This is a genomic window from Pedobacter vanadiisoli, assembly GCF_042684385.1.
Lineage (GTDB): Bacteria > Bacteroidota > Bacteroidia > Sphingobacteriales > Sphingobacteriaceae > Pedobacter > Pedobacter vanadiisoli.
In genome coordinates this window covers 162,385-186,040 of record NZ_JBHULL010000044.1, presented here as the reverse complement: position 1 = coordinate 186,040, position 23,656 = coordinate 162,385, and the positions used below count along the sequence as shown (strand labels likewise).

The 23,656-nt window shown below is 37.5% G+C and carries 23 protein-coding genes; 13 read left to right on the top strand and 10 right to left on the bottom strand.

Annotated features, from left to right (window positions below):
- Position 1 precedes the first annotated feature (1 nt).
- Together ACFSR6_RS22020 and ACFSR6_RS22015 are read right to left on the bottom strand one after the other, a co-directional pair.
- Positions 2-454 carry an NUDIX domain-containing protein gene (locus ACFSR6_RS22020; RefSeq protein ID WP_379083052.1) on the bottom strand — a complete coding sequence of 151 codons (453 nt, stop codon included), beginning with the start codon at positions 452-454 and terminating at the stop codon, positions 2-4.
- On the bottom strand, positions 441-1,427 hold the full coding sequence (locus tag ACFSR6_RS22015) for a cation diffusion facilitator family transporter (RefSeq protein WP_379083050.1): 987 nt from the start codon (positions 1,425-1,427) through the stop codon (positions 441-443). The genes ACFSR6_RS22020 and ACFSR6_RS22015 overlap by 14 nt, the downstream gene beginning before the upstream one ends.
- Before the next feature lie 112 nt (positions 1,428-1,539).
- Here ACFSR6_RS22015 and ACFSR6_RS22010 point away from each other — a divergent pair, with 112 nt between their 5' ends.
- Complete coding sequence (locus ACFSR6_RS22010) at positions 1,540-2,736, top strand: pyridoxal phosphate-dependent aminotransferase (protein WP_379083048.1); 1,197 nt, start codon at positions 1,540-1,542, stop codon at positions 2,734-2,736.
- A 353-nt stretch (positions 2,737-3,089) separates the two neighbouring features.
- Here ACFSR6_RS22010 and ACFSR6_RS22005 read toward each other — a convergent pair whose 3' ends face one another.
- Positions 3,090-4,334: an ABC transporter permease gene (locus tag ACFSR6_RS22005; RefSeq protein ID WP_379083045.1), complete on the bottom strand. Its 1,245-nt coding sequence runs from the start codon at positions 4,332-4,334 to the stop codon at positions 3,090-3,092.
- A 200-nt stretch (positions 4,335-4,534) separates the two neighbouring features.
- Here ACFSR6_RS22005 and queA point away from each other — a divergent pair, with 200 nt between their 5' ends.
- Both queA and ACFSR6_RS21995 read left to right on the top strand, forming a co-directional pair.
- Positions 4,535-5,584 (top strand): tRNA preQ1(34) S-adenosylmethionine ribosyltransferase-isomerase QueA, encoded by a 1,050-nt coding sequence (gene queA / locus ACFSR6_RS22000; RefSeq protein ID WP_183760021.1) that lies wholly within the window; start codon positions 4,535-4,537, stop codon positions 5,582-5,584.
- Between the two features lie 75 nt (positions 5,585-5,659).
- Complete coding sequence (locus ACFSR6_RS21995; RefSeq protein ID WP_379083041.1) at positions 5,660-6,325, top strand: 2-C-methyl-D-erythritol 4-phosphate cytidylyltransferase; 666 nt, start codon at positions 5,660-5,662, stop codon at positions 6,323-6,325.
- An 81-nt stretch (positions 6,326-6,406) separates the two neighbouring features.
- Here the strand turns inward: ACFSR6_RS21995 and ACFSR6_RS21990 are convergent, their stop codons facing one another.
- The 6 genes from ACFSR6_RS21990 to ACFSR6_RS21965 all read right to left on the bottom strand — a co-directional run bounded on the left by ACFSR6_RS21990 (position 6,407) and on the right by ACFSR6_RS21965 (position 9,711).
- Positions 6,407-6,565 (bottom strand): lmo0937 family membrane protein, encoded by a 159-nt coding sequence (locus ACFSR6_RS21990; protein ID WP_143009563.1) that lies wholly within the window; start codon positions 6,563-6,565, stop codon positions 6,407-6,409.
- Positions 6,566-6,920: 355 nt separating this feature from the next.
- Positions 6,921-7,142, bottom strand: coding sequence for a DUF2795 domain-containing protein (locus ACFSR6_RS21985; RefSeq protein ID WP_010603503.1), 222 nt, complete (start codon positions 7,140-7,142; stop codon positions 6,921-6,923).
- Positions 7,143-7,221: 79 nt separating this feature from the next.
- The gene (locus tag ACFSR6_RS21980; RefSeq protein WP_379083038.1) at positions 7,222-7,770 is read right to left on the bottom strand and encodes a cob(I)yrinic acid a,c-diamide adenosyltransferase; all 549 of its coding nucleotides are present in this window, start codon (positions 7,768-7,770) and stop codon (positions 7,222-7,224) included.
- Positions 7,771-7,843: 73 nt separating this feature from the next.
- On the bottom strand, positions 7,844-8,602 hold the full coding sequence (locus ACFSR6_RS21975) for an ABC transporter ATP-binding protein (RefSeq protein ID WP_379083035.1): 759 nt from the start codon (positions 8,600-8,602) through the stop codon (positions 7,844-7,846).
- A gap of 91 nt (positions 8,603-8,693) precedes the next feature.
- Positions 8,694-8,984 carry an Asp-tRNA(Asn)/Glu-tRNA(Gln) amidotransferase subunit GatC gene (gene gatC / locus ACFSR6_RS21970; protein WP_379083032.1) on the bottom strand — a complete coding sequence of 97 codons (291 nt, stop codon included), beginning with the start codon at positions 8,982-8,984 and terminating at the stop codon, positions 8,694-8,696.
- 1 nt (position 8,985) lies between these two features.
- Positions 8,986-9,711, bottom strand: a complete 726-nt coding sequence (locus tag ACFSR6_RS21965) for a lysophospholipid acyltransferase family protein (RefSeq protein ID WP_379083029.1) — start codon at positions 9,709-9,711, stop codon at positions 8,986-8,988.
- A 965-nt stretch (positions 9,712-10,676) separates the two neighbouring features.
- Between ACFSR6_RS21965 and trpS the strand changes: the two genes are divergently transcribed.
- From trpS to kdsB, 3 genes are all read left to right on the top strand, one after another.
- Positions 10,677-11,675 (top strand): tryptophan--tRNA ligase, encoded by a 999-nt coding sequence (gene trpS / locus ACFSR6_RS21960; protein ID WP_379083027.1) that lies wholly within the window; start codon positions 10,677-10,679, stop codon positions 11,673-11,675.
- A gap of 83 nt (positions 11,676-11,758) precedes the next feature.
- Positions 11,759-12,373 carry a deoxynucleoside kinase gene (locus tag ACFSR6_RS21955; protein ID WP_025144984.1) on the top strand — a complete coding sequence of 205 codons (615 nt, stop codon included), beginning with the start codon at positions 11,759-11,761 and terminating at the stop codon, positions 12,371-12,373.
- A 90-nt stretch (positions 12,374-12,463) separates the two neighbouring features.
- Positions 12,464-13,252: a 3-deoxy-manno-octulosonate cytidylyltransferase gene (kdsB, locus tag ACFSR6_RS21950; RefSeq protein ID WP_379083024.1), complete on the top strand. Its 789-nt coding sequence runs from the start codon at positions 12,464-12,466 to the stop codon at positions 13,250-13,252.
- An 89-nt stretch (positions 13,253-13,341) separates the two neighbouring features.
- Here kdsB and ACFSR6_RS21945 read toward each other — a convergent pair whose 3' ends face one another.
- Positions 13,342-14,295: a bifunctional helix-turn-helix transcriptional regulator/GNAT family N-acetyltransferase gene (locus ACFSR6_RS21945; protein ID WP_379083022.1), complete on the bottom strand. Its 954-nt coding sequence runs from the start codon at positions 14,293-14,295 to the stop codon at positions 13,342-13,344.
- A gap of 127 nt (positions 14,296-14,422) precedes the next feature.
- On the opposite strand from ACFSR6_RS21945, the gene ACFSR6_RS21940 reads away from it, so the two are divergent.
- From ACFSR6_RS21940 to yidC, 7 genes are all read left to right on the top strand, one after another.
- Positions 14,423-14,965, top strand: coding sequence for a hypothetical protein (locus ACFSR6_RS21940; protein WP_379083020.1), 543 nt, complete (start codon positions 14,423-14,425; stop codon positions 14,963-14,965).
- Positions 14,966-15,262: 297 nt separating this feature from the next.
- On the top strand, positions 15,263-15,694 hold the full coding sequence (locus tag ACFSR6_RS21935; protein WP_379083018.1) for a hypothetical protein: 432 nt from the start codon (positions 15,263-15,265) through the stop codon (positions 15,692-15,694).
- 185 nt (positions 15,695-15,879) lie between these two features.
- Positions 15,880-16,368, top strand: a complete 489-nt coding sequence (locus ACFSR6_RS21930) for a DinB family protein (RefSeq protein WP_379083016.1) — start codon at positions 15,880-15,882, stop codon at positions 16,366-16,368.
- Positions 16,369-16,474: 106 nt separating this feature from the next.
- Positions 16,475-19,249 carry an outer membrane beta-barrel protein gene (locus tag ACFSR6_RS21925; RefSeq protein ID WP_379083013.1) on the top strand — a complete coding sequence of 925 codons (2,775 nt, stop codon included), beginning with the start codon at positions 16,475-16,477 and terminating at the stop codon, positions 19,247-19,249.
- Positions 19,250-19,255: 6 nt separating this feature from the next.
- A complete protein-coding gene (locus ACFSR6_RS21920) occupies positions 19,256-20,017 on the top strand; it encodes a GLPGLI family protein (protein WP_379083010.1) in 762 nt (253 codons plus the stop codon).
- A gap of 163 nt (positions 20,018-20,180) precedes the next feature.
- Positions 20,181-21,797: a CTP synthase gene (locus ACFSR6_RS21915; RefSeq protein WP_379083008.1), complete on the top strand. Its 1,617-nt coding sequence runs from the start codon at positions 20,181-20,183 to the stop codon at positions 21,795-21,797.
- 21 nt (positions 21,798-21,818) lie between these two features.
- Positions 21,819-23,615: a membrane protein insertase YidC gene (gene yidC / locus ACFSR6_RS21910; RefSeq protein ID WP_379083005.1), complete on the top strand. Its 1,797-nt coding sequence runs from the start codon at positions 21,819-21,821 to the stop codon at positions 23,613-23,615.
- Positions 23,616-23,656: the final 41 nt, after the last annotated feature.

The following is a 23,656-nucleotide window of genomic DNA, read 5'->3' as shown; positions in this document are numbered from 1 at the left end:
TTTACAATTTAACTGAATACTGGTCTTTTAAAAGCTGTGCCACGGTTTTATCTGTCTTGAAGGTAATTTCATCAATAACCAAATCCTGAATTTTAACCCACCTGAAAGCCTGAAGAATTTCACCTTCTCCGTCGAAATCGTAAATTTTAGTTTTAAATGCCAGTTTCAGGGGAGCTTTTTCTCTAACCATATAATAAACGCTAATAACCTGGCTATCGTTAAATGATGATTTTTCGTAAAAATCTGTGGTATAAAAATGTGATAAAATGTCTATTTCTGCTTCGCATTCTTCTACAAACTCGCGCTTTAATCCATCAATCAGGCCTTCGCCCAGTTCTAAGCCGCCACCAGGAAATTTACTAAAACGGAAACCATATTCTTCTTCATCACTCACCAAAACCTCGTTATTTTGGTTAATTAAGAGTCCGTATACACGAACATTAAAGTAGCTCATTTTCGAAATGCTTTTTATTTTTAGTTACAATTTCAGGTGTCCAGATAATTTCTTTTTTAAATTCTTCTGATCGTACAGGGCATTCGCTCATGTGGCAATAGTGGCAACATTTGGGCAGACACGGATCAGCATGGATAAAAAGTTCGGCCTTGCGCACACCATTTGTATTAATCAATTCATCTATCTGCGAAATTTCACGATGAACTTTATTTAAATCAAAATAATAAGGTAATGTTACATGGCAATCGATATGAAATTCGGGCCCATATTGCTGTGTACGCAGGTTGTGTACATCGATCCAGGGATTATGACGGTTTTTCTGCAAAACTTCTACTACTTCTTCTACCAGGGTAAAATCGCTTTCATCCATTAAACCGCCAACCGAACCTCGAGTAAGTTTATATCCCGAATAAACGATATAGAAACCCACCAGAACAGAGAGCAAGCTATCCAACCAAATTATATTTGTTAACTGGATCAGAATCAGGCCTGCCACAATGGCTACACTGGTGTATGTATCGGTAAGTAAATGCCGGCCATCCGCCTGCAAGGTAATCGAATGCTGGTCTTTACCTACATTAATAAGGTATAAGCCTACAATCATGTTAATTAGCCCCGTAATACCGATAATCAGCGTTCCCTCAAGCAATTGTCCTACAGCGTGCGGATAAATGAGGTTATAAGACGATTTGAAGATAATGATAACACCTGCAATAAGAATGAGTATTCCCTCTACAAATGCCGAGAAAAACTCTACCTTACCATGCCCATAGGGATGGTTTTCATCTCTTGGCTGTGTACTGAGGTAAATACTATAAAAAGCAAAGCTACCAGCAATTACATTTACAATACTCTCTGCTGCATCCGTTAAAATGGAGTTGGACCCTGTGATAAAATAAGCTACAAACTTAGCCAGCATCAATAAAATGCTCACCACCAACGACAATACAATTGCTCTTTTCTTTACTGTCACAACGCTTTTTTGTACAAAAGTACGCTTATCGACCAAATTAAATGAGAAAAATATCGGTTTTTTAGTGCAGAATAATATTTGGTTTATATATTTGCGCTCAAAGTAATTAACCATGAGCACCTTATCGAAAAGAATTAACAGCCTGTCAGAATCTGCAACCCTTAAAATGACCAAACTTGGCCGCGAACTGGCGTCTAAGGGCATTAATGTAATCAGTTTAAGTGTTGGTGAACCTGATTTTAACACGCCCGACCACGTAAAAAATGCTGCTAAAAAAGCATTGGATGAAAATTATACACGCTACTCGCCGGTACCGGGATATCCTGACCTACGCCAGGCAATCGTAAATAAACTCAAAACCGAAAACAACTTAGATTACGATACTTCTCAGATCGTGGTTTCAACAGGTGCTAAACAATCATTATCCAATGTTATTTTAACCTTAATTGATCCGGGTGATGAGGTGATTATTCCAACACCTTACTGGGTTTCTTACTCAGAAATGGTTACGTTGGCAGAAGGAAAATCGGTTTTCATCGATACTGATATTGAAAGCAATTTCAAAATCACCCCTGCACAGTTAGAAGCTGCCATTACCCCAAAAAGCAAGCTGTTCATGTTCTCTTCGCCGTGTAATCCAACAGGTTCGGTGTACAGCAGAGAAGAGCTGGCTGCCCTGGTAGCAGTTTTCGAAAAGCACCCTAACATCTACATCCTTTCTGATGAGATTTATGAACACATTAACTTTGTGGATAAACACGAATCTATTGCCCAGTTCGATAGCATTAAAGACCGTGTAATTATTGTAAATGGTTTCTCTAAAGCATTTGCAATGACCGGATGGAGATTAGGTTACATTGCAGCAAACAAAGAGATTGCTGCTGCAAACGATAAATTACAAGGCCAAACTACTTCTGGCACCTGCTCTATCGCACAACGCGCAGGTATAGTAGCTTACGAACAAGGTTTAGAAAGCGTTCTAAAAATGAAAGAAGCATTTTTACGCAGAAGGGAACTGGTTTATAACCTTTTGAACGAAATTCCGGGCGTAAAAACCAATCTTCCTGACGGAGCCTTCTATTTCTTCCCAGAAATCAGTTCGTTCTTTGGTAAAAAAGACGCTGATGGCAATGTAATTAAAGATTCGGCAGATTTAGCTTTATACTTACTGAACGTAGGACATGTGGCAACCGTAGGCGGCGATTCGTTTGGTAACAATAACTATATCCGTTTATCTTATGCGGCATCAGACGAAAGTTTGATAGAAGCATTGAGAAGAATTAAAGAAGCATTGGGTAAACTGGCCTAGTCAGTTAACAATTTTCAGTTAACTTCGTATAAGAAAACCCCTCGTTAATTAAAATTTAGCGAGGGGTTTATTTTTGAGTAATCATCATCTCGACTGTAGCTCATCGATTTTTCATTGGAAGCGAAATGGGACATCTTTTCCTGTAGATTTTTCAACTCCGTTTCACACCACTACTATTGACGACATAGTTATAAACTTTTTTTTGGGGAAAATGAAAGGCAGTATTTCATTTCAGGCTACAGCCCTTCTTTCCGTTGCTAGTCCTCGCTTCGTACCTCGCTGTGGGCTATCCACTTCAATAAGGTTTATGAACAAAGGACAGTGCAACTGCAAACCAGAAGTTGCTAACTGATCTAGCTTCTGATCGCTTCAACCGGGTCTAACCGCGAAGCTGAATAGGCTGGCCAAAAACCAGAAATAGTGCCTATAATGATTGATATTCCAATACCTAAGGCAATATTATTTAAGCCCAGTATAATATGAAAATCTGTGGCTGCCCCAATTACGAGCGCAAGCAAAAAGACGAGTAATAAACCCAGCAGGCCACCTAAAATACAAAGCGAAATGGATTCGAATATGAACTGAAGCAGAATAAAATAGTTTTTTGCACCCAGCGATTTTTGGATACCGATAATATTGGTACGTTCTTTAACTGATACAAACATGATATTGGCAATACTAAAACCACCAACCAGGATCGAAAATCCACCGATTACCCAACCAGCAATATTTACCATCTTGAACATCGAATCCAACTGGTTAGAAATAATGGTGGTTTTATTAAGCGCAAAATCTTCTTCATGACCTGGTTTGATCCTGTGTATAGAACGCATTAAACCTTTCAATTCGCTTTCTACCTCTTCCAAACTCACATTATCATTACCGCGAACAGTTATCTGAGGTCCGTAACGTTCACTTTGAATATCGAGAATACCTTTGGCAAAGGCAATTGGAATGTTCACGTTTTTATCCAGGGAAACACCCAACATATCTTCTCCTTCTTTTTTAAAAACGCCTACAACGGTTAATCTTCTTCCCAATATCTGTATTTGCTTGCCTACGGCACGGTCTCCATCGAAAAGTCCGTCAGCAACATCAGAACCTAAAATACAAACGGGCGAACCGTTTTTACTTTCATTTTCTGTAAAATACCGGCCATCCTGAAGTTCGAAATTCCAGGTTTTATTAAAATCGTGCGTTGCTGCCCACACTGAAATGCCTTCTACAGAGTTACTTCTATATTTAATCGTCCTATCATTAGTCGATATTTCGAAGGTAACCCCCTGTGCATTTTCAATTCGCTCACGAAGGGCTTCAAAATCACGTAATGAAGGCTGAGGACGGTTCATATATTTCCACCAAGGATAATTATTACCAAAGCTCCAAGGCCATTTTTGAATATAAATGGTGTTAGACCCGAGTTTATCTACACTGGCCTGCAATTTACCACGAAAGGTATCTACCGCAGAAAATACCGCAATAATGGTAAAAATACCGATTGTTATCGCCAGGAGCGATAACATGGTGCGTAATTTATTCTGACGCAACGCATCAAATGCAAAACGGAAACTCTCGCCTATTAGCCTAAAGATTATCATAATTAAAGGTTAGATGCAAAGTCATCAAAAAGGTTACAGCTTATCTTCAAAACTAATTAAATTTATGTCTTCAATGCATTATTTGTACTGTATTATTTGATTTAAAATGGTTAAAACATTATATACATAAATTGCGTTTGATAAAATACGAAAAAGAAAAATTAAATTCGTATTTTTGCACCTCAAAAAATTCATCAAGAATGAAATTATCACAATTCAAATTCAACTTACCTGAATCATTAGTAGCCAACAATCCGGCTGAAGAGCGCGACGAAGCACGATTAATGGTGTTGCATAAAGACAGCGGTAAAATTGAACATAAAATCTTCAAAGACGTTTTAGGTTATTTCGATGACAAAGACGTAATGATATTAAATAACACTAAAGTTTTTCCTGCACGTTTATATGGCAATAAAGAGAAAACCGGTGCAACTATTGAAGTCTTCTTATTGCGTGAATTAAACAAGGAATTACGTTTATGGGATGTTTTGGTTGATCCAGCCCGTAAAATCCGTGTTGGTAACAAATTATATTTTGGCGACGATGATTTATTGGTTGCAGAGGTAGTAGACAATACCACATCTCGTGGCCGTACCATCCGTTTCTTATTTGAAGGTACTGATGAGGAGTTTAGAAAAAATGTCGAAATTTTAGGCGAAACCCCACTGCCTAAATACATTAAACGTAAAGCAACAGCTGAAGATAAAGAACGTTATCAAACTATTTTCGCAAAACACGAGGGAGCTGTAGCCGCACCAACTGCTGGTTTGCACTTCAGTCGCGAGTTAATGAAACGCCTTGAGCTTAAAGGAGTGGAATTTGCAGAAGTTACACTGCACGTTGGTTTAGGAACTTTCAGAACGGTTGAGGTTGAGGATCTGACTAAACATAAAATGGATTCTGAGCAGTTCATCATCGAACAGAAAGACGCGAACATCGTCAATAAAGCGATAGAAAATAAAAAGAAAATCTGTGCGGTTGGAACAACCTCAATGCGTGCTATCGAATCTGCTGTTTCTGCAAACAGAACATTAAAAGCAGCTAACGACTGGACGAGCAAGTTCATCTTCCCTCCTTACGATTTTAGTATTGCGAACTCAATGATCACCAATTTCCACACACCAGAATCTACTTTACTGATGATGGTAAGTGCTTTTGGCGGTTATGAAAACGTAATGAACGCTTACGAAGTTGCCGTAAAAGAAAAATATAAATTTTACAGCTATGGCGATGCCATGCTAATTATATAGATTTGAGTATTGAGATATGAGATCTGATTTAAACCAGGTCTCATATCTCAAATCTATTATCTCATATCTCTTCACATGAAATACTACGCTATAATTGTAGCAGGCGGTTCTGGAAATCGGATGCAAACGGAAACCCCAAAACAATTTCTATTGCTCAAAAATCTCCCGGTTTTAATGCACACCATAAAGGCCTTTGGGCAAAGCGACACTCAGCCTAAAATTTTATTGGTGCTTAGTAAAGATCAGCAGGACAATTGGGCGCACTTGTGTGAAGAATTTAATTTCCGAATTCCTCATGAAGTTATTGATGGTGGCAAAGAGCGTTTCCATTCAGTAAAAAATGCCCTCCAAACCATTGAAGGAGATGGCTTTGTGGCAATACATGATGCCGTTCGTCCACTGGCATCAAAAACCCTTATCGATAACTGTTTTAAGGCGGCTGAAGTGCAGGGAAATGCAATTGCAGCAATACAATCGAGTGATAGCGTTCGCATGCTCAGAGACAAAAAAACATCGGCTTTAAAACGCGACGAGGTGTACCTGGTACAAACTCCTCAAACATTCAGTCTTAGTATTTTAAGAGAAGCCTATAATCAGGATTTCGCCAATCATTTTACCGATGATGCTAGCGTGGTAGAGTCAGTTGGTTACGGGATCAACATTATTGAAGGAGAAAGAGAAAATATAAAGATCACCTATCCTATAGATCTCGAACTGGCAGAACTGTTACTTAAAAATTAAGAATACAAAAAAGAGCTTTAGTTTAAAGCCCTTTTTTGTTCGATAGCATTTTAAGCTATCGGAATGCTCGCCAAATATATTTTATGCGGCCCTGCCAATAATTTTAAGCAGGATTGCAATAACTGCGATTACCAATAAAACGTGGATTATTCCGCCAACGTCGCCGAAGCCGTGAAATATAAATCCGATCACCCATAGTATTACCAATACTACTGCAACTAAATACAATAAATTTCCCATAGTGTTAATTTTTTAGCAATGTTATATTATTGGTATATTAACACGTGGCTTTTGGCTTTTGTTTAAAAAATGTAAGTTTTTATTGCAAAGCGTATTCAAAATATACCTTTAAAATAAGTATGGGCAAATGGCTATATAGATTTACCAACGTTGTTGTATTTGTACCTTATTAACAAACTTTAATAAAACAAAAGGGTATTATTTTGAGTAGAGTGCAGCATAGTTGAGAGATCTATTAACCAGTAAATCTCACCGCGCCCCTTTGTTCCTGTCGAAATGAAGATATTCCTGTAAAAACAAAAAAGCAACTTCTTTTTGGGAAATTGCTTTTTTTAATTTTTTATGCAACTGATCATTAATATTCGTCTTCGTTAAAGAAGAAATCTTCTTTAGTCGGATAATCCGGCCATATTTCCTCAATTGTTTCATAAGGTTCGCCGTCATCTTCCAATGCCTGTAAGTTTTCAATTACTTCCACAGGAGCTCCGGAGCGGATACCATAATCAATTAATTCGTCTTTAGTTGCAGGCCATGGTGCGTCTTCCAAGTGCGATGCTAATTCTAATGTCCAATACATATCTTCAATTCTATTAAATTCTTATTACTGCGCAAAGTATATTAAAATTTTTGAGCAAAACAAACTTATTTTTCCACCATCAAACACGCGGAATCCAAATGTTTTCTTCTACCCTGAAATACACCGTCAGTTTTCGTGCCAAAACGAATAAATAATCACTTAAACGGTTCAAATAAACTGTTACATGCTCATCTACAAAGCTGTTTTCTGCAAGTTCTACTGTTAAGCGTTCTGCCCTTCTGCATACACAACGTGCAATATGGCAGTAAGATACTACAGTATTTCCGCCAGGTAAAACAAAATGTTTTAAAGGAGGTAAAGTTTCATTAATCAGGTCAATCTCCTCTTCCAACAAAGTGATATCACGATAATGAAGATCAGGAATTTTCATTTTAGACTTTTCAGGATCGGCCGCAAGCGATGCTCCAATGGTAAACAACCTATCCTGGATTTCTTTTAACAGTTGCTGATCATGCAGATCAATATCCTGGCACATCACTAAACCGATGTACGAATTTAACTCGTCAACAGTACCATAAGTTTCGATACGTAAATGGTATTTTGGAACCCGGGTACCACCTATGAGTGATGTTTGCCCCTTATCGCCAGTTTTAGTGTAGATTTTCATTTAGCAAGGTTAAAGGGTTGAAGGTAGAAGGTTTAGGGTAAAACCTTACGCGTTAAACCTTATACCCTATGCCTTAGTTAATTTTCTCCCAATCGCTGCCAGTCTCTTTCAAGGCCTGCAAGCGCGGGGATACATTTTTTATATCTGTATTTAAATAATCGTTTTCGATCAAACCATCACGCATACGTACAATTCGGTGTGCATGTTGCGCAATATCTTCTTCGTGCGTTACCAAAATAATGGTATTTCCTTTACTGTGGATTTCTTCCAACAGTCCCATAATTTCTACCGAAGTTTTGGTATCCAGGTTACCGGTAGGCTCATCGGCGAGGATAATGGATGGATTATTGATCAATGCCCTGGCTACAGCCACACGCTGGCGCTGACCGCCTGAAAGTTCATTTGGTTTATGATCCATACGGTTGCCCAGACCAACATTCTCTAATGCTTTAGCCGCCCTTGCATCCCTGTCTTTTTTACTTGTTCCGGCATAAATTAAAGGCAATGCAACATTATCTAAAGAAGTGGATCGAGGCAATAGGTTAAAAGTCTGGAAAACGAAACCTATTTCCTGGTTACGCACTTCTGCAAGTGCATCATCGCTCATGTGGCTTACATTGGTTCCGTTTAAAACATAAGTTCCGCTTGAGGGTGTATCTAAACAACCCAAAATATTCATCAGGGTAGATTTACCCGAACCTGATGGGCCCATCAATGCTACAAATTCACCTTTATAGATATCTAGCGAAACTGATTTTAGTGCATGAATAACTTCAGATCCAATAACATATTTACGGCCGATTTCTTTTATAGTGATGAGTGGTTTCTCCATGTCTTTTCTTTTTTAGACAAGCATAAGGTGCAAGATGTTACAAGTGGATTAAAAATTAAGCACAAATATAAATCTTACAGGTACTGATCCATTATTTTTCGATAATCTTCGGAACCATAAAAAACCGATCTGTATGTTTTGCAGCGTTTTTTAATCCGTCAGCTGTAGAAATTTCTTGTTTCACCACATCTTCCCGCCAAACATTTACCGATTCGTTCATATAAACCAATGGTTTCACTTCCGAAGTATCCAATTCATTTAACTTTTCCATAAATGACAAAATTTTGTTCATTTCGGGAATCAGCGTATCTACTTCCTTTTCATCAATATGAATCCGGGCCAGATCGGCTATTTTATGAATGGTTTTTGCGTCTAAATTCATATTATACTAACTTACTGTCTATCAATTTAAAAACCTTTTCTTTAAAAATATCAGCATCAACATCGGCCAAAACTGAAGTGTTTATAGGTTTATGGACGTAAATATCGCAAATTCCGGGCTTACTTCCATATTTGGCGCCATCGTCCCAGTTAATTTTCCATACATCGGCAATACTTACTGGTACCAGGGGGATATTTTTATCTATTGCCAAACGGAAAGGGCCATTTTTAAATTCGCCTAACTTTGGCGGATAATGGTCATCAATTTTTCCTTCGGGGAAAATAACCAGGCTCATGCCTTTTTCTAAATTTTCGCCGGCTTTTTTAAATGCCTTAAAGGCAGAAATCTTGCTGTCGCGGTTAACAGAAATATCGATGGTTTTAAAGAAAATGCCTAATATAGGGTTGTTCAATAATTCATCTTTTCCCATAAAATGGAACTTACCATGCCCCATAATACAGAAAATCATAATATCCAAATTAGAGGTATGGTTGGCGCAATAGATATAAGTTTGCTCGGGATTGAGCTTTTCTTCGTAATGGTAGCGAAAAAAAACTCCCGAAAACAGGCTGCTTAAAAAACTATTGGCTTTACGGCAAAAATTAAGAATGCTGTAATATTTTTCATTACGTGAGGTAATGTAATAAAGGGGATAAAAGAGCGCGAAAAAAAACAGTATCCAGAATAAAAACCAAATCCGGTGTACTTGCCTTAGAAAGTTGATCATAGATATACCAAAAATATAAAATAGTTTGAAATTTCAAACTAAGGGTTAAAGCTGTGATAAATAACATTGTAATGGAAAGCTTGACAGCCGGCCGCCACTAAGCACTGAACCCCAACTTTCAAACAAAAAAACGCTGTCTATATCTACGTAATCAGTGGGAAATCAAGATAAGATAAATGCCCGCATTGGTTTAAGATTGACAAATCGTCACCCTGAACTTGTTTCAGGGCCTTTATAACAGAATAGATGCTGAAATAAATTCAGCATGACGAAAGCTTTCAAAAAACGCTGTCTATATCTGCGTAATCAGTGGGAAATCAAGATAAGATAAATGCCCGCATTGGTTTAAGATTGACAAATCGTCACCCTGAACTTGTTTCAGGGTCTTTATAACAGGATAGATGCTGAAATGAATTCAGCATGACGAAAGCTTTCAAAAAACGCTGCCTATATCTGCGGAATCAGCAGGAAACCAAGGGCAAGATAAATGCCCGCTGATTTAAGATGATCACCGCAGATGAATTTATATTTTCTGAGCAACCCACTTTGTTCTTAAGCCTGATTGCAGTGAAAAGCCCGGAATCCCGATTTTTCATCGGGAGAGGACTTGCAACGGAAAGCAGGACCGCTGGCCGCCACTAAGCACTGAACCCCAACTTTCAAACAAAAAAACGCTGTCTATATCTACGTAATCAGTTGGAAATCAAGATAAGATAAATGCCCGCATTGGTTTAAGATTGACAGATCGTCACCCTGAACTTGTTTCAGGGTCTTTATTACAGGATAGATGCTGAAATGAATTCAGCATGACGAAAGTATTTAGGATAAAACGCTGCAAAATCAACGGGAAAACTGGAACAAGACATTTTCCCCCTGATAAGACAATACCCTCTATAAAAATTCTTGCCACGAAAATTAACCCGATTTGCCGATTGCTTGTATTTTATTTTTAATTTCGTGCCATTATGAAAGAAACAGTGGTGAGCGGTATCCGCTCAACAGGAAAATTACATTTAGGCAATTACTATGGCGCGGTTAAAAACTTCGTGCAGATGCAGAACGACTACAATTGCTATTTTTTTATTGCCGATCTACATTCTTTAACAACGCACCCTACTCCGGCCGATTTACATGGAAATATCAGACATGTACTGGTTGAATACCTGGCAAGCGGAATCGACCCGGAAAACAGTACCATCTATATTCAAAGTGATGTTCCGGAGATTGCGGAGCTTTATTTATACCTGAACATGAACGCTTATATGGGTGAGCTTGAACGCAGTACTTCTTTTAAAGACAAAGTGCGTGCTAACCCAGACAATGTTAATGCTGGTTTATTGACCTACCCGGTGTTAATGGCGGCTGATATTTTAATCCATAAAGCTACAAAAGTACCGGTAGGAAAAGACCAGGAGCAACATTTGGAAATGGCCCGTACTTTTGGAAATCGTTTCAACAGATTATACAATACTGAATATTTCCCTGAACCTTACGCATTTAGCTACTCAGACAACCTGGTTAAAGTACCTGGCTTGGATGGTAAAGGTAAAATGGGCAAATCAGAGGGCGAAGCCAATGCGGTTTATTTATCAGACGATCCGGAAACGATCCGTAAGAAGGTAATGAAAGCAGTGAGTGATGGTGGTCCGACAGAGGAAAACCAGCCAAAACCTGAACCGATCCAGAATCTATTCGATTTAATGAAAGTGGTTTCGAGTGCTGATACACTTGCACATTTTGAAGATCTGTATAACAAAATGCAAATCCGCTATGGCGATTTCAAAAAACAACTGGCTGAAGATATGATTATCACTACCGCACCAATGCGTGAACGTATTTTGGATATTGCGAAAGATGATGCTTATTTAAGGCAAGTAGCTAAACATGGCGCATTAAAAGCCCGTGAAAGCGCACAAAAAACCATCAAAGAGGTTCGTAGTTTAATCGGGTTTAAAAGTTTTTAATAATTTTAATAGATTTGAGAAGCGAGACATTAGATGATTTCTCAGTCTTATATCTCAAATCTCACATCTCATAGCTAAAGAAAATGCACATAGCAATTGTAGGAAATATAGGTGCCGGTAAAACCACTTTAACCGGTTTATTGGCTAAGAATTACGGATGGGAAGCTTTATATGAGGCGGTAGATAACAATCCGTATCTGGAAGATTTTTATAGCGATATGAAACGCTGGAGCTTTAATCTTCAGATTTATTTCCTGAACAGCCGTTTTCAGCAGATTACGGATATTGAAGTAAATAAGCGTAATGTGATACAGGATAGGACTATTTATGAAGATGCACATATTTTTGCCGAAAACCTGCACGATATGGCGTTAATGACCACCCGCGATCATGATAATTACCGTGCCATTTTTGATAACATTACTTCCTTTATCAAACCACCCGATTTATTGGTGTATCTGCGCGCTTCGGTACCTACATTGGTTAACAATATCCAGCGCCGCGGACGTGAATATGAAGCGGGTATCCGTATCGATTACCTTTCTAAACTGAACGAAAAATACGAAGCCTGGATAAAAGGTTACAACCTTGGTAAATTACTGATTTTAGACAAAGATAAGCTGGATTTTACTAATAATCCAGAAGATTTAGGCACAGTGATCCAATCTATTGAGGCCGAAATAAATGGATTATTTTAATATCAGCTCTTAATAAAAGAGTGGATATATAATAGTGTGATAAATAAGGAAAAGGATTTTGAGCATAACAAACCAGAAAACTGGAAATAGATGAGCAATAAAAAATCAAATTCAGCTTTAAGCGGTCAAAAAATTATTGGAATTATTCCTGCACGTTATGACTCTACCCGTTTTCCTGGCAAGCCTTTAGTTGATATTGCCGGTAAAACCATGATCCAGAGGGTTTATGAGCAGGCATCAAAAGCTAAAAGCTTGTCTAAAGTAATTGTGGCAACTGATGATGTACGCATTGCCGACGATATAAAGCGGTTTGGCGGAGAATTTATCCTTACCTCAAGTGATCACCAGAGCGGAACCGACAGGTGTGCCGAAGTAATTGAAAACTTACCTGGATATGATATTGCGATCAATATCCAGGGCGACGAACCTTTTATCGAACCCGTACAAATAGAATTATTGGTAAGTTGCTTTACTGAGGAAAAAGTACAATTGGCCACCTTGATCAAACCAATACAAAGTCAGGAAAGTGTCCATAACCCTAATAGCCCAAAAGTGGTAATTGATGTTAATGGCCGGGCCCTGTACTTTAGCCGTAGTCCAATACCCTTTATCAGAAATGGCGAACCAGGTGTATGGGCAGAGAAACACCAGTTTTACAAACACATTGGTATTTATGGTTACCGTACCGAATCATTAAAAGCCATTACCAAACTTCCGCCCTCTTCTTTAGAAATTGCCGAAAGCCTGGAACAGCTCCGCTGGATCGAAAATGGATTTTATATCCAAACAAAAGTAACTGACTTAGAAACAGTGGCTATAGATACACCTGAAGATTTATTGAAGCTAAGTAATCTATTGAAGACGCAGAAATACGGGTAAGGTTTATTAGTTTATTGGTCATTGGTTCATTCGTTGATTTTTTTTTTAACAGGCTAATTGTCTCCGGACTCCCGACTGCTGACTCCGGACTATTTCAAAACCAGTTCCATCTGAATATTACATCGTGTGTACGGTGTGGGCTTACCTGCCACTTTCTGAAAGCCTAATTTGTGATAAAGGTTTATCGCTGGTTTTAGGATGGTATTACTTTCTAAATAAAGTTTAGATGCACCTAACGACCTCGCTTTTTCAATAATAGCATTTGCCAATAAAAAACCTACATTTTTTCCCTGGGCTTTTGGTGATACGGCCATTTTGGCCAGCTCAAAATCATATTCGCCGTTATTCATTTTAATTAACGCACAAACACCTAATGGTTCACCTTCGTAGCGTGCAATTAATATTACCCCACCTTTATCTAAAATATAGCCCTGTGGATTATCCAAAGCTTTATAATCAGATTCTTCCATGGTAAAATATTTTGAAATCCATTCTACATTTAGCGATCTGAATATTTCTTGGTATTTAGGCTGATAATCTACAATTTCAATCTTTAAACTGTCTCTTTCTTTTTTCTTTTCCATTACCCTTCTCAATAAGTTTTTTTGTTCCAATAAAAACTCCCACTCACCTATCGCTTCCCAAAGTTTGTTTTGTGTCTGTGCCGAAATCTCTTCAATGGCAGCATTTACATCAATTAACTGGTCTTTTATTTTTTCTGAAATTTCCACTCCTTTTTTAGAAAGGCTCACCACATTTCTACGCCCATCGGTCTTGTCTTTACTTTCTTTAATATAACCTTTTTTCAGCATCTCGCTAATAATTTTGCTTACCGATGGATGAGAATGGCCAATATCTTTAGCCAGTTCAGTAATCGTTTTTTCTTTGTCCTGGGCCAAAGTGTAAAATACAGGAAACCACTTAGGTTGCATATCTATATTATACAGCTTATAAATCTGTGCGGCATCTTCAGTTACCTTATCAGTAAGCATCCTTAACCTGCTGCCTATAGCTACTTTACCGGTTTCTTCAAAAAAATTCATAACAACAATTAATTACGTAATCAGTTACGCAAATATAAAAACTAATGTGGAACTTGCAATATTTTAATTACCGGGCTTGGTATTTTTGTCTTATATAAAAAGAAACATAAAATTTGTAATTTTGGATATGAGAAATATACTGCTCTTCGTTATTACCTGTCTGTTTGCGCTTGTCGCCTGCAATTCGAGAGATAAAAAGGAACCCCATGCTATCGAATTTAAAAACGTTAACCAAAGTATAACCAAGTCATTCTCTGATTTAAAAACACTTGATACTTTTAAAATCGAACTTACCGGTAGAAAACCTGAAGAAATGGTATTGACTTTTACCATAAAAAAAGCTGACGGAAAAGAGATCTATAACGTCAAAATAAAGGGTACAGAATTATTAGGGAGTACTGACCCCAATATTGATTTGAGAAAAGAGAAAGACCAGATTGTTTTCATAAAAACCATTGCTGATGATTTTTTTAGCGATGAAAACTTTCTGGAACCTGCAGTAATGCCTGAAGATAAGGCCGACAATTACGTTCCTGATAAACCACTTTACGAAGAATTGAAAAAAACAGGCTTAAATGGTTTCAAATATCGTTTAGGTAAAGAAAATAATATTTACATCGCCTGGAGCGAGAAAGAACAGAAAGTAAAGATTTACTATAACTGTTGCTAATTTCTATTCATTACGACAGGCCGTTCAAGGCATTATACTCTATGTAATTTATTTTAGCCTTGATAATTTCAGGCCAAGAAAACAGACTGATACATTCTTAATTGGAGTGCGATAAACCAATTAAGACTTAAAACCTCAACATTAAACTTTTTAATCGTTAATATAACACTTATATTTGCACTCAAATTCTATTATGGGCGAAGGCTAATAATAAAATTTGAAATGTCTATTCCTGTCTAATATTATCAAACGAGCCGATTAACAATTGGTTCATATGGTATTTTATTGATTACATTAATGAAACGTCTTCAGTTTGCATGGATATTTATTTTATCCTTAACTGCATTAAATACGTATGCACAATCTACAACGTATACGGGCTGCGTTATATACCAGCATAATACAGGTTTGCCCCGTACAAGTGATCCTATATACACCAATGTTTCGGGTGGATCAGGAAGTTGCAATGGTTATACGGTGACTTTTTATAGCAGTACAACTGATTCTAAAAGTTTAGATAGTTATTGCTCTATTACACCACCACTAGCCAATGCTGCAAGTGAAAGTGCAGGCAATGGGGATCCGAACTACAGAAATTGCTCAGTGAATGGCCAGTGCGGAATCATCAGGACAGTTACCGTTACGGAATGCCCAATTGACGATTCGGCAATAATGTTATTTGCAGCGTGTATCATTTTAGCTTTAGGTTTTATAAAATTGCCCGTATAATTCGGAATTTAAAATTTTAAAAATCCACCAGCTAATCCCTGCCTTGTCGGATTGAATCAGCCTGTATATCAGCTAAAAAGACATATAGATTTATGAAAATAAAGAGTAAATCATTGTAAATTCAGCTATTACATGTAATTTAAAGTACTTAAGTCGCAATAATGCGCCTCTCAAAGTATGTCTGCATGAAAAAAACTGAACTTATTGCAAGCCGGTTAAGAGCTGTTTTATTAGATGGATATTGGATTGCCAACACCAATTATAAAGATCAACTGGAAAACATCAGCTATGAACAGGCTATCCATCAGGTAGCAGATCTAAATACCATTGCAGCCCTAACCTACCACATTAATTATTATTTAGCCGGACTTTTACAGGTATTCAGGGGTGGGCCATTAACCATCAAAGACAAATATAGCTTTGATTTACCTCCTCTCCGCTCTGCCCAAGACTGGAAACAGCTGATAGCAAGTTTTCTGGCCAATTCAACAGATTTTATTCAGGAAGTGGCAGAAATGCCCGAAGAAAGACTTGATGAAGTTTTTGTTGATGAAAAATATGGCACCTATCTACGTAATATAGAAGCTGTAACTGAACACAGTTATTACCATTTAGGACAGCTGGTATTGATTAGGAAATTAATCCAGCAATCAGATGGAGATGTTTTACAATAATAATTTTCGAATGATAAAAAATATTTAAAATATTTTTAATAACTAAGAAAATAGTTGTACTTTCACAATAGATAACCAAACAACTGTTTACTAACGTTTCTCAGTAATGCTCAAGAATTTTCTCGCCGTTTTTGTTTTTTCGGCACTGTTTCTCCCTGCCCTGGCCCAAAAAGCCAGCATTAAAGGTATAGTAGTTGATACAGTAGAAAAAAAGAACCTGGCCAACAGCTCCATACTGCTCATTAATAACAAAGATTCTATCCTGGTTAAAGATGTCAGGGCAAAAGCCAATGGCGAATTTGAATTGTCGGGTTTAAAAAAAGGCACCTATACACTGGTGATCACCTACCCCAAAATGGCCGATTATATCCGCGATATCCAGCTTTCTGATTCCAGCCGGTTTAACCTTGGCAATATCCCGATGGATAGTAAAGCCACACTTTTAAATGAAGTTGTAATTAAAGCACAAAAACAAGCCATTAGCATGAAAGGTGATACCATAACCTACCAGGCAGATAGTTTTGCAGTAAAGCCACATGCTAACCTGCAGGATCTGTTAAGGCGATTACCTGGAATAGAGGTTGATAAGGATGGTGCAATAAAAGCAGGCGGAAAAGATGTAAATACGCTGTTGGTTGATGGGGAAGAATTTTTTGGCGACGATCCGCTTCTGGCCCAGAAATACCTGAAAGCCAATGCCGTTAGCGAAGTCCAGGTTTACGATAAAAAAACAAAGACAGAAGAACTATCGGGCATTAAGGAAGGCGAATCCAAGGAAAAGGTCATGAATATTAAGCTCAAGGAAAATGCAAAAAATGGCTATTTGAGCACATTAGATGCTAACAGCGACCTTAAGCACTACAAAAACATGGGTGGCATGGCTGGTATCTACAAAAATAAATTAAAAGCGGCAGTGTTTGGTTCTAACTCCAATACCAATCAGGATTCGAAAGCGAGTGCTGCCATGAGCAAACTTAAAGGCAATGATTATGATATAATCGAAGTTGGCGATGACGGCAGTACAATGATGATCAGTTATGGAAGTCGTGATGAGGATGATTTTTCGCCATCAAGTGGGCTACCGGATGTAACAGGCTATGGTGCGCATTTCTCTAATAAATGGAACGAGAACAAAGTTGGTTTAAAACTTAACTATAAAGGCAGCGACAGAAACATATTAGACAGAACAACATCCAAAAACCAGTCGTTACTGCCTAACGGAACAAACTTCTTTAGTTCAAGTAGCGCAAACAGCGAAACCAGGAACACCGGACAGAGTTTAAAAGGTAGCGTTGATATTAAATTAGATTCGCTTTCTACCTTAAAAATATCGTTTGCAGGCAGTAAACGAAAAAACTACAATCAATATGTAAGCACTAACGAAACTAAAAATGATGCAGGGATATTTGTAAATAACAGTGATCAAACTAATGATAGTAATGGAAACAATGACCTGTTTAACGGCAATATCAATTACTCCAAAAAGTTTATAAAGAAAGGGAGAACACTCTCGATTGATTTACAGCCTGAAACCAAAAATAGCACCAGTTTGGGCAACAGTTTAAGTGTTACCCATTATTATGACGATAGTGGCGCAATTAACCGAACCATCAATCAAGATTTCCTTAACGACAACTCTGGCAGTGAAAGCTCTCTTGGCGCAAGAATAGCATACACTGAACCACTGGGCAAACAATTTTCGCTGCAAACCGCTTATAGTTTTAAAACGGTTAACTCCAATAGCCATAAACTGGTGTTCGATAAATCGTTAAATAACAGGCGAATTGATTCGCTAAGCAATAATTTCGATTTCAATAACTTTTCTAATATAGGTAAGGTGGTATTGCAATACAGGGCAAAGAAATTCACCTTATCTGGTGGTGCAGAAGCTACCGAAACAACATTCGAACTGAATGATTTAGACCGCAACAGTAAATTTAACCGCAACTATTTAAACTGGGCACCACAGAGTAATCTTAATTATAAACTTGGTAAAAGTACAAGTGCATCCTTAAGCTATAGCGGATATACCCGGCAGCCTAGTTTAGATCAATTACAGCCCATCAGGCAAATAAACAATCCACTTTACGAAATTAAAGGTAATCCAAATTTAAAACCATCATTTAACAATAATTTCAGCTTTAATTTCAATACCTATCAACAAAAATCGCAGATGTATGCCTATTTTTATGGCGGTTACAGCTTTACCAAAAATGCTGTTGTAAGCTCCAGAACAGTTGATGATGTGAACAAAACCACAAGTAGTTATATCAATTTAAACGGCAACAATAACTTTTACGGGGGTGTGAGCTTTAATAAAGGCTTCAGTAAAATTCATTTTAATGCGGGTTTAAATGCCAGTTTTAACCATTCTAACTCAGTTTCGATCTTAAACAATAAGTTAAATGAGAATGTAAACAACAGTATTAATATACGCCCCCGTTTTAGCTACTATAGTGATAAAGTTCAAATTCAATATAATCCATCCGCTACTTTTTCAAACAGCCGTTCATCAATCGGTTCTATTAATAATGGCAGAAACTTTAGCCACAACCACGAAATTTCAGGTAATATAGAACTTCCCTACAACACTGAATTTAACACCACTATTTCTTTATCCTATCAGCCTGCAAATGCTTCGTTTAGTACACCGGTAAATATCGCACTGTGGAACGCCTACTTATCAAAAAAGATGCTTAAAGCACAGGAATTAGAATTAAAAATAGCCATTTCAGATATTCTGGCTCAAAAAATCGGCTACAACCGTTACGTTGGTGGCAATAACATCAGCGAATATACGAACAGTTTTATTCCAAGGTATGTGCTCATTGGAATCACCTATAATTTAACGGGAAACTTCATTAAACAAGACAAAAAATAACAGAAGATGAAACATTTAGGATTAACAATAATGCTATTTCTTGCAGTTACAATAACAAAAGCGCAAACTGTTTTCATCAAAAGTGCTAAAATAACGTTCGAGAAAAAGATCAATCAAAAGCAGCAATTGGCCTCTAATACCTGGATATCAGACGATGCAAAGGATAAAATGAGTAAATACAGGATTTCTAACTGGGATTATAATTTTAACGATAGTACATCCATTTACAAAATCAAACCAAAAGAAACCCTAAACGACAATAATTTCTTCTTTATTGCAGGTGAGAATACGAATGAGTTATATACTGATTTCAGCAAAAAAACAAGAGTCATAAGAAAACCGATATCGGGTGAAGATTTTATCTTAAAAGACACCATCCCCCATCTCCGTTGGAAAATCATGAACGATGTGCGCCAAATTGCAGGTTACGAATGCCGCAAAGCCATAACGGTAATAAACGATTCTGTTACTGTAGTGGCTTTTTATACCGATGAGATTTTATTAAAAGGTGGTCCGGAAGGGTTTACCGGTTTACCAGGAATGATATTGGGTTTGGCTATACCACGTTATAACACCACCTGGTTTGCTACCAAGGTTGAAGCGAAAAATGTTCCGATCTTAAACATTGCTCCCCCCGCAAAAGGAAAAAGAACGGATACAGAAAAGGATTTCAAAAAAATGCTTGATCTTTATACGCGTTATGATGATAAAAAGAATCCCAGAAAGATAGAAGATATTAAAAAAGAACTTTATACGTTGATACTTTAAAGCAACATTTCCCCCTAAAACAGTCAATATCAGAGTTATAATTCAATTAAAAAATATTCGGACGAGTAGCTTAAACGAGCGATATTTTTTTGTATCTTTGTATCCCGTACAAAAACAATTAAACAGGTCTAGAAAGCCTGCTTAATTTCACAAATTATCAATCATGACAAAGTATATTTTTGTTACGGGCGGTGTTACTTCCTCTTTGGGTAAGGGCATCATTTCCGCATCTTTAGCTAAACTTTTACAGGCACGTGGCTACCGTGTAACCATTCAAAAATTCGATCCGTACATTAATATCGATCCAGGAACTTTAAACCCATACGAACATGGCGAATGCTTTGTTACGGAAGATGGTGCTGAAACCGACCTGGATCTTGGTCATTATGAGCGTTTCCTTAACGTTCCAACTTCGCAGGCAAATAACATTACCACCGGCCGCATTTACCAAAATGTAATTAACAAAGAACGTAAAGGTGAATATTTAGGCAAAACGGTACAGGTTGTGCCACACATTACTGATGAGATTAAACGCAACATGCGTATTTTGGGCGAAAGCGGTGAATACGATATTGTAATTACTGAACTTGGTGGAACGGTTGGCGATATTGAATCTTTACCATTTATAGAAGCTGTTCGTCAGTTTAAGTGGGAAGAAGGCAGCACCAATGCTATTGTAATTCACTTAACCCTGGTTCCTTATTTAGCTGCCGCAGGTGAGTTAAAAACCAAGCCGACCCAGCACTCCGTTAAAGCTTTATTGGAATACGGAATACAACCAGATATATTGGTTTGCCGTACCGAGCACCATTTAAGTGCTGACTTAAGAAAAAAAATTGCGTTATTCTGTAACGTTAACATCAATGCGGTAATCGAATCGATGGATGCATCTACTATTTACGATGTGCCATTGCTGATGTTAAAAGAACAACTGGATAAAACTGTTTTATCTAAATTAAAACTGCCTACCAAAAACGATCCGGATATGGAAAGCTGGAAAGATTTCTTAGGCCGTTTAAAAAACCCTACTGCAGAAGTAAGAATTGGCTTGATTGGTAAATATGTAGAGTTGCCGGATGCCTATAAATCGATTATCGAATCTTTTGTACACGCAGGTTCGAAAAATGAATGTAAGGTTAAGGTAGAATATATCCACTCTGAAGGTATTTTCCCAGATAATGTAAAAGAGAAATTAGGCCATTTACAAGGGGTCTTAGTTGCACCTGGTTTTGGTAGCCGCGGCATTGAAGGTAAAATTGATGCCATTAAGTATGTTCGCGAAAACAATGTTCCTTTCTTCGGAATCTGTCTGGGTATGCAATGTGCAGTTATAGAATTTGGCCGTAATGTTTTAGGCTTAAAGGATGCGCACACTACAGAAATTGAAGAAAATTCGGCAAATCCGGTAATCAATATGATGGAAGAGCAGAAAAAAGTAACCAATAAGGGCGGAACCATGCGCTTAGGATCTTATCCATGCGATATTAAAAAAGGTACAAAAGCTTTTTCTATTTATGGAAAATCGCATATTAATGAGCGCCACCGTCACCGTTACGAATTTAACAACGCTTATTTAAAGCAATATGAAGACGCCGGCATGATTGCCTCGGGCATGAATCCACAGACCAATTTAGTTGAAATTGTAGAGCTTAAAAACCATCCTTTTTTTGTTGGCGGACAATTTCACCCAGAATTAAAATCAACAGTTGCTAATCCTCACCCACTTTTTGTTAAATTTGTCGCCGCTGCAATGGAGTTTGCGAAAAAGAAAACGAATTAAAAGCAGTATTAAACATAAATAATGGATAGAAATACCTTTACAGGACTGTTCCTGATCATGATCATTTTGGCAGGATCGTTCTACTTTTTTAGGCCGAGTGAGGCTGAAATTAAAAAAGCCAAAGAAACAGAGCGCCTGGATTCTTTGAAAAAAGCCGGTGTAACACCAGTACCAAAAGACACCACCAAAGCTGCCACAATTGCCAATTCAGCTGTTGATTCTTCAGCTCTAAAAGGGCCTTTTGGTACTGCATTAACAGGCGCTGAAGCAAATACTGTTTTAGAAAACGAAAATTTATTGATTACCTTAAGTAATAAAGGTGGTAAAATTACTTCAGTAGAGGTTAAAGGACAGAAAACCTTTTCTGGCAAACCGCTTATTTTATTTGCAGGCAGTGAGAACAAATTTGGTTTAAATTTAAATGCTGCCGGTAAAGTAATCAATACCAACGATTTATATTTTACATCAACCAAAACAGGCAACACGGTTACCATGCGCGCCAATTATGACGCCAATGCCTATGTAGAATATGTTTACGATCTAAAACCTTTAAGCAACAAAGTAGCCTTTAATGTTAACTTAGTGGGTTTACAACAGGTTATAGCTGGTAATACGATTGGCTTAAACTGGTCGACTATACTATTGCAACAAGAAAAATCGATCGATAGTGAACACCGTTATTCTGCACCGTATTACAAATATTTAGATGGCGATGTTAACCACTTAAGTGTTGCCAAGGATGAAAAAGAAGAGTTATCAAAAGGTAAAATTCAATGGTTCTCTTTTAAACAACACTTTTTCTCGGCTTCTTTAATTTCGAAACAGGCTTTCGAAAAAGGCAGCTTAGAAGTTAAAATTCCTACAGCTCCAGGCCAGGTGAAATTTTATGATGCCAACATGCAATTGCCTTATACGCACACTGCAAACCAGGCTTATGAAATGGAATTCTATTTCGGTACCAATAAATTCTCTGCTTTAAAAGCACAGGGCTACGATTTAGAAAAACAGGTAGATTTGGGTTACTGGCCATTAAAATACATTAACCGTTTTATTGTATTGCCTGTATTTAACTTTTTAAACAGTTTTAACTGGAACTATGGCCTAATTATCCTGGTGCTAACCATCTTATTAAAGCTTGCTTTATCGCCACTTACCTACAAGTCATATTTATCTATGGCTAAAATGAGGGTTTTAAAGCCTGAAATGGACGAAATTAAAGCTAAGGTAGGTGAAGATAACCCAACATTGGTTCAGCAGGAATATTTAAAGTTATATAAGAAAGCAGGAGTAAACCCATTGGGAGGATGTTTACCCATGGTATTACAATTGCCTTTGGTTATGGCCTTTTTCTTCTTCTTCCCTAACTTGTTTGAGCTACGCGGAGAGAGTTTCCTTTGGATGAAAGATTTATCTACTTACGATGAGTTTATCAGATTCGGTGTTAAAATTCCGTTCATTGGCGATCACTTAAGCTTAATGTGTGTACTGATGACTGTTTCGACCCTGATCATGACTTATTTTAATAACCAGGTTTCGGGTGCTACCGGTCAGATGAAATACATTGGTTACATTATGCCGATCATTTTCTTAGGGGTATTAAATAGCTATCCTGCCGGATTGAACTATTATTACTTCCTGGCCAACTTAATGACTTTTGGACAGCAGTTCCTGATCCGTAAAATGGTGGATGATGAAAAGATACATGCTTTAATTCAGCAGAATAAAGCCAGGCCAGTTGACGAGAAAAAGAAAAAATCTAAATTTCAACAACGTTTAGATGATTATATGCGTCAGCAGCAACAACAGGCTAAAAAGTAATTTTGCTTTTAAATGATAGAATCCCCGGTTACTTAGCGTGA

Bases quoted from the DNA above. Each gene is read 5' to 3' on its own strand.
- ACFSR6_RS22020 (WP_379083052.1), bottom strand. From the start codon at position 454: ATGAGCTACTTTAATGTTCGTGTATACGGACTCTTAATTAACCAAAAT.
- ACFSR6_RS22010 (WP_379083048.1), top strand. From the start codon at position 1,540: ATGAGCACCTTATCGAAAAGAATTAACAGCCTGTCAGAATCTGCAACC.
- ACFSR6_RS22005 (WP_379083045.1), bottom strand. From the start codon at position 4,334: ATGATAATCTTTAGGCTAATAGGCGAGAGTTTCCGTTTTGCATTTGAT.
- queA (WP_183760021.1), top strand. From the start codon at position 4,535: ATGAAATTATCACAATTCAAATTCAACTTACCTGAATCATTAGTAGCC.
- ACFSR6_RS21995 (WP_379083041.1), top strand. From the start codon at position 5,660: ATGAAATACTACGCTATAATTGTAGCAGGCGGTTCTGGAAATCGGATG.
- ACFSR6_RS21990 (WP_143009563.1), bottom strand. From the start codon at position 6,565: ATGGGAAATTTATTGTATTTAGTTGCAGTAGTATTGGTAATACTATGG.
- ACFSR6_RS21985 (WP_010603503.1), bottom strand. From the start codon at position 7,142: ATGTATTGGACATTAGAATTAGCATCGCACTTGGAAGACGCACCATGG.
- ACFSR6_RS21980 (WP_379083038.1), bottom strand. From the start codon at position 7,770: ATGAAAATCTACACTAAAACTGGCGATAAGGGGCAAACATCACTCATA.
- ACFSR6_RS21975 (WP_379083035.1), bottom strand. From the start codon at position 8,602: ATGGAGAAACCACTCATCACTATAAAAGAAATCGGCCGTAAATATGTT.
- gatC (WP_379083032.1), bottom strand. From the start codon at position 8,984: ATGAATTTAGACGCAAAAACCATTCATAAAATAGCCGATCTGGCCCGG.
- ACFSR6_RS21965 (WP_379083029.1), bottom strand. From the start codon at position 9,711: ATGATCAACTTTCTAAGGCAAGTACACCGGATTTGGTTTTTATTCTGG.
- trpS (WP_379083027.1), top strand. From the start codon at position 10,677: ATGAAAGAAACAGTGGTGAGCGGTATCCGCTCAACAGGAAAATTACAT.
- ACFSR6_RS21955 (WP_025144984.1), top strand. From the start codon at position 11,759: ATGCACATAGCAATTGTAGGAAATATAGGTGCCGGTAAAACCACTTTA.
- kdsB (WP_379083024.1), top strand. From the start codon at position 12,464: ATGAGCAATAAAAAATCAAATTCAGCTTTAAGCGGTCAAAAAATTATT.
- ACFSR6_RS21945 (WP_379083022.1), bottom strand. From the start codon at position 14,295: ATGAATTTTTTTGAAGAAACCGGTAAAGTAGCTATAGGCAGCAGGTTA.
- ACFSR6_RS21940 (WP_379083020.1), top strand. From the start codon at position 14,423: ATGAGAAATATACTGCTCTTCGTTATTACCTGTCTGTTTGCGCTTGTC.
- ACFSR6_RS21935 (WP_379083018.1), top strand. From the start codon at position 15,263: ATGAAACGTCTTCAGTTTGCATGGATATTTATTTTATCCTTAACTGCA.
- ACFSR6_RS21930 (WP_379083016.1), top strand. From the start codon at position 15,880: ATGAAAAAAACTGAACTTATTGCAAGCCGGTTAAGAGCTGTTTTATTA.
- ACFSR6_RS21925 (WP_379083013.1), top strand. From the start codon at position 16,475: ATGCTCAAGAATTTTCTCGCCGTTTTTGTTTTTTCGGCACTGTTTCTC.
- ACFSR6_RS21920 (WP_379083010.1), top strand. From the start codon at position 19,256: ATGAAACATTTAGGATTAACAATAATGCTATTTCTTGCAGTTACAATA.
- ACFSR6_RS21915 (WP_379083008.1), top strand. From the start codon at position 20,181: ATGACAAAGTATATTTTTGTTACGGGCGGTGTTACTTCCTCTTTGGGT.
- yidC (WP_379083005.1), top strand. From the start codon at position 21,819: ATGGATAGAAATACCTTTACAGGACTGTTCCTGATCATGATCATTTTG.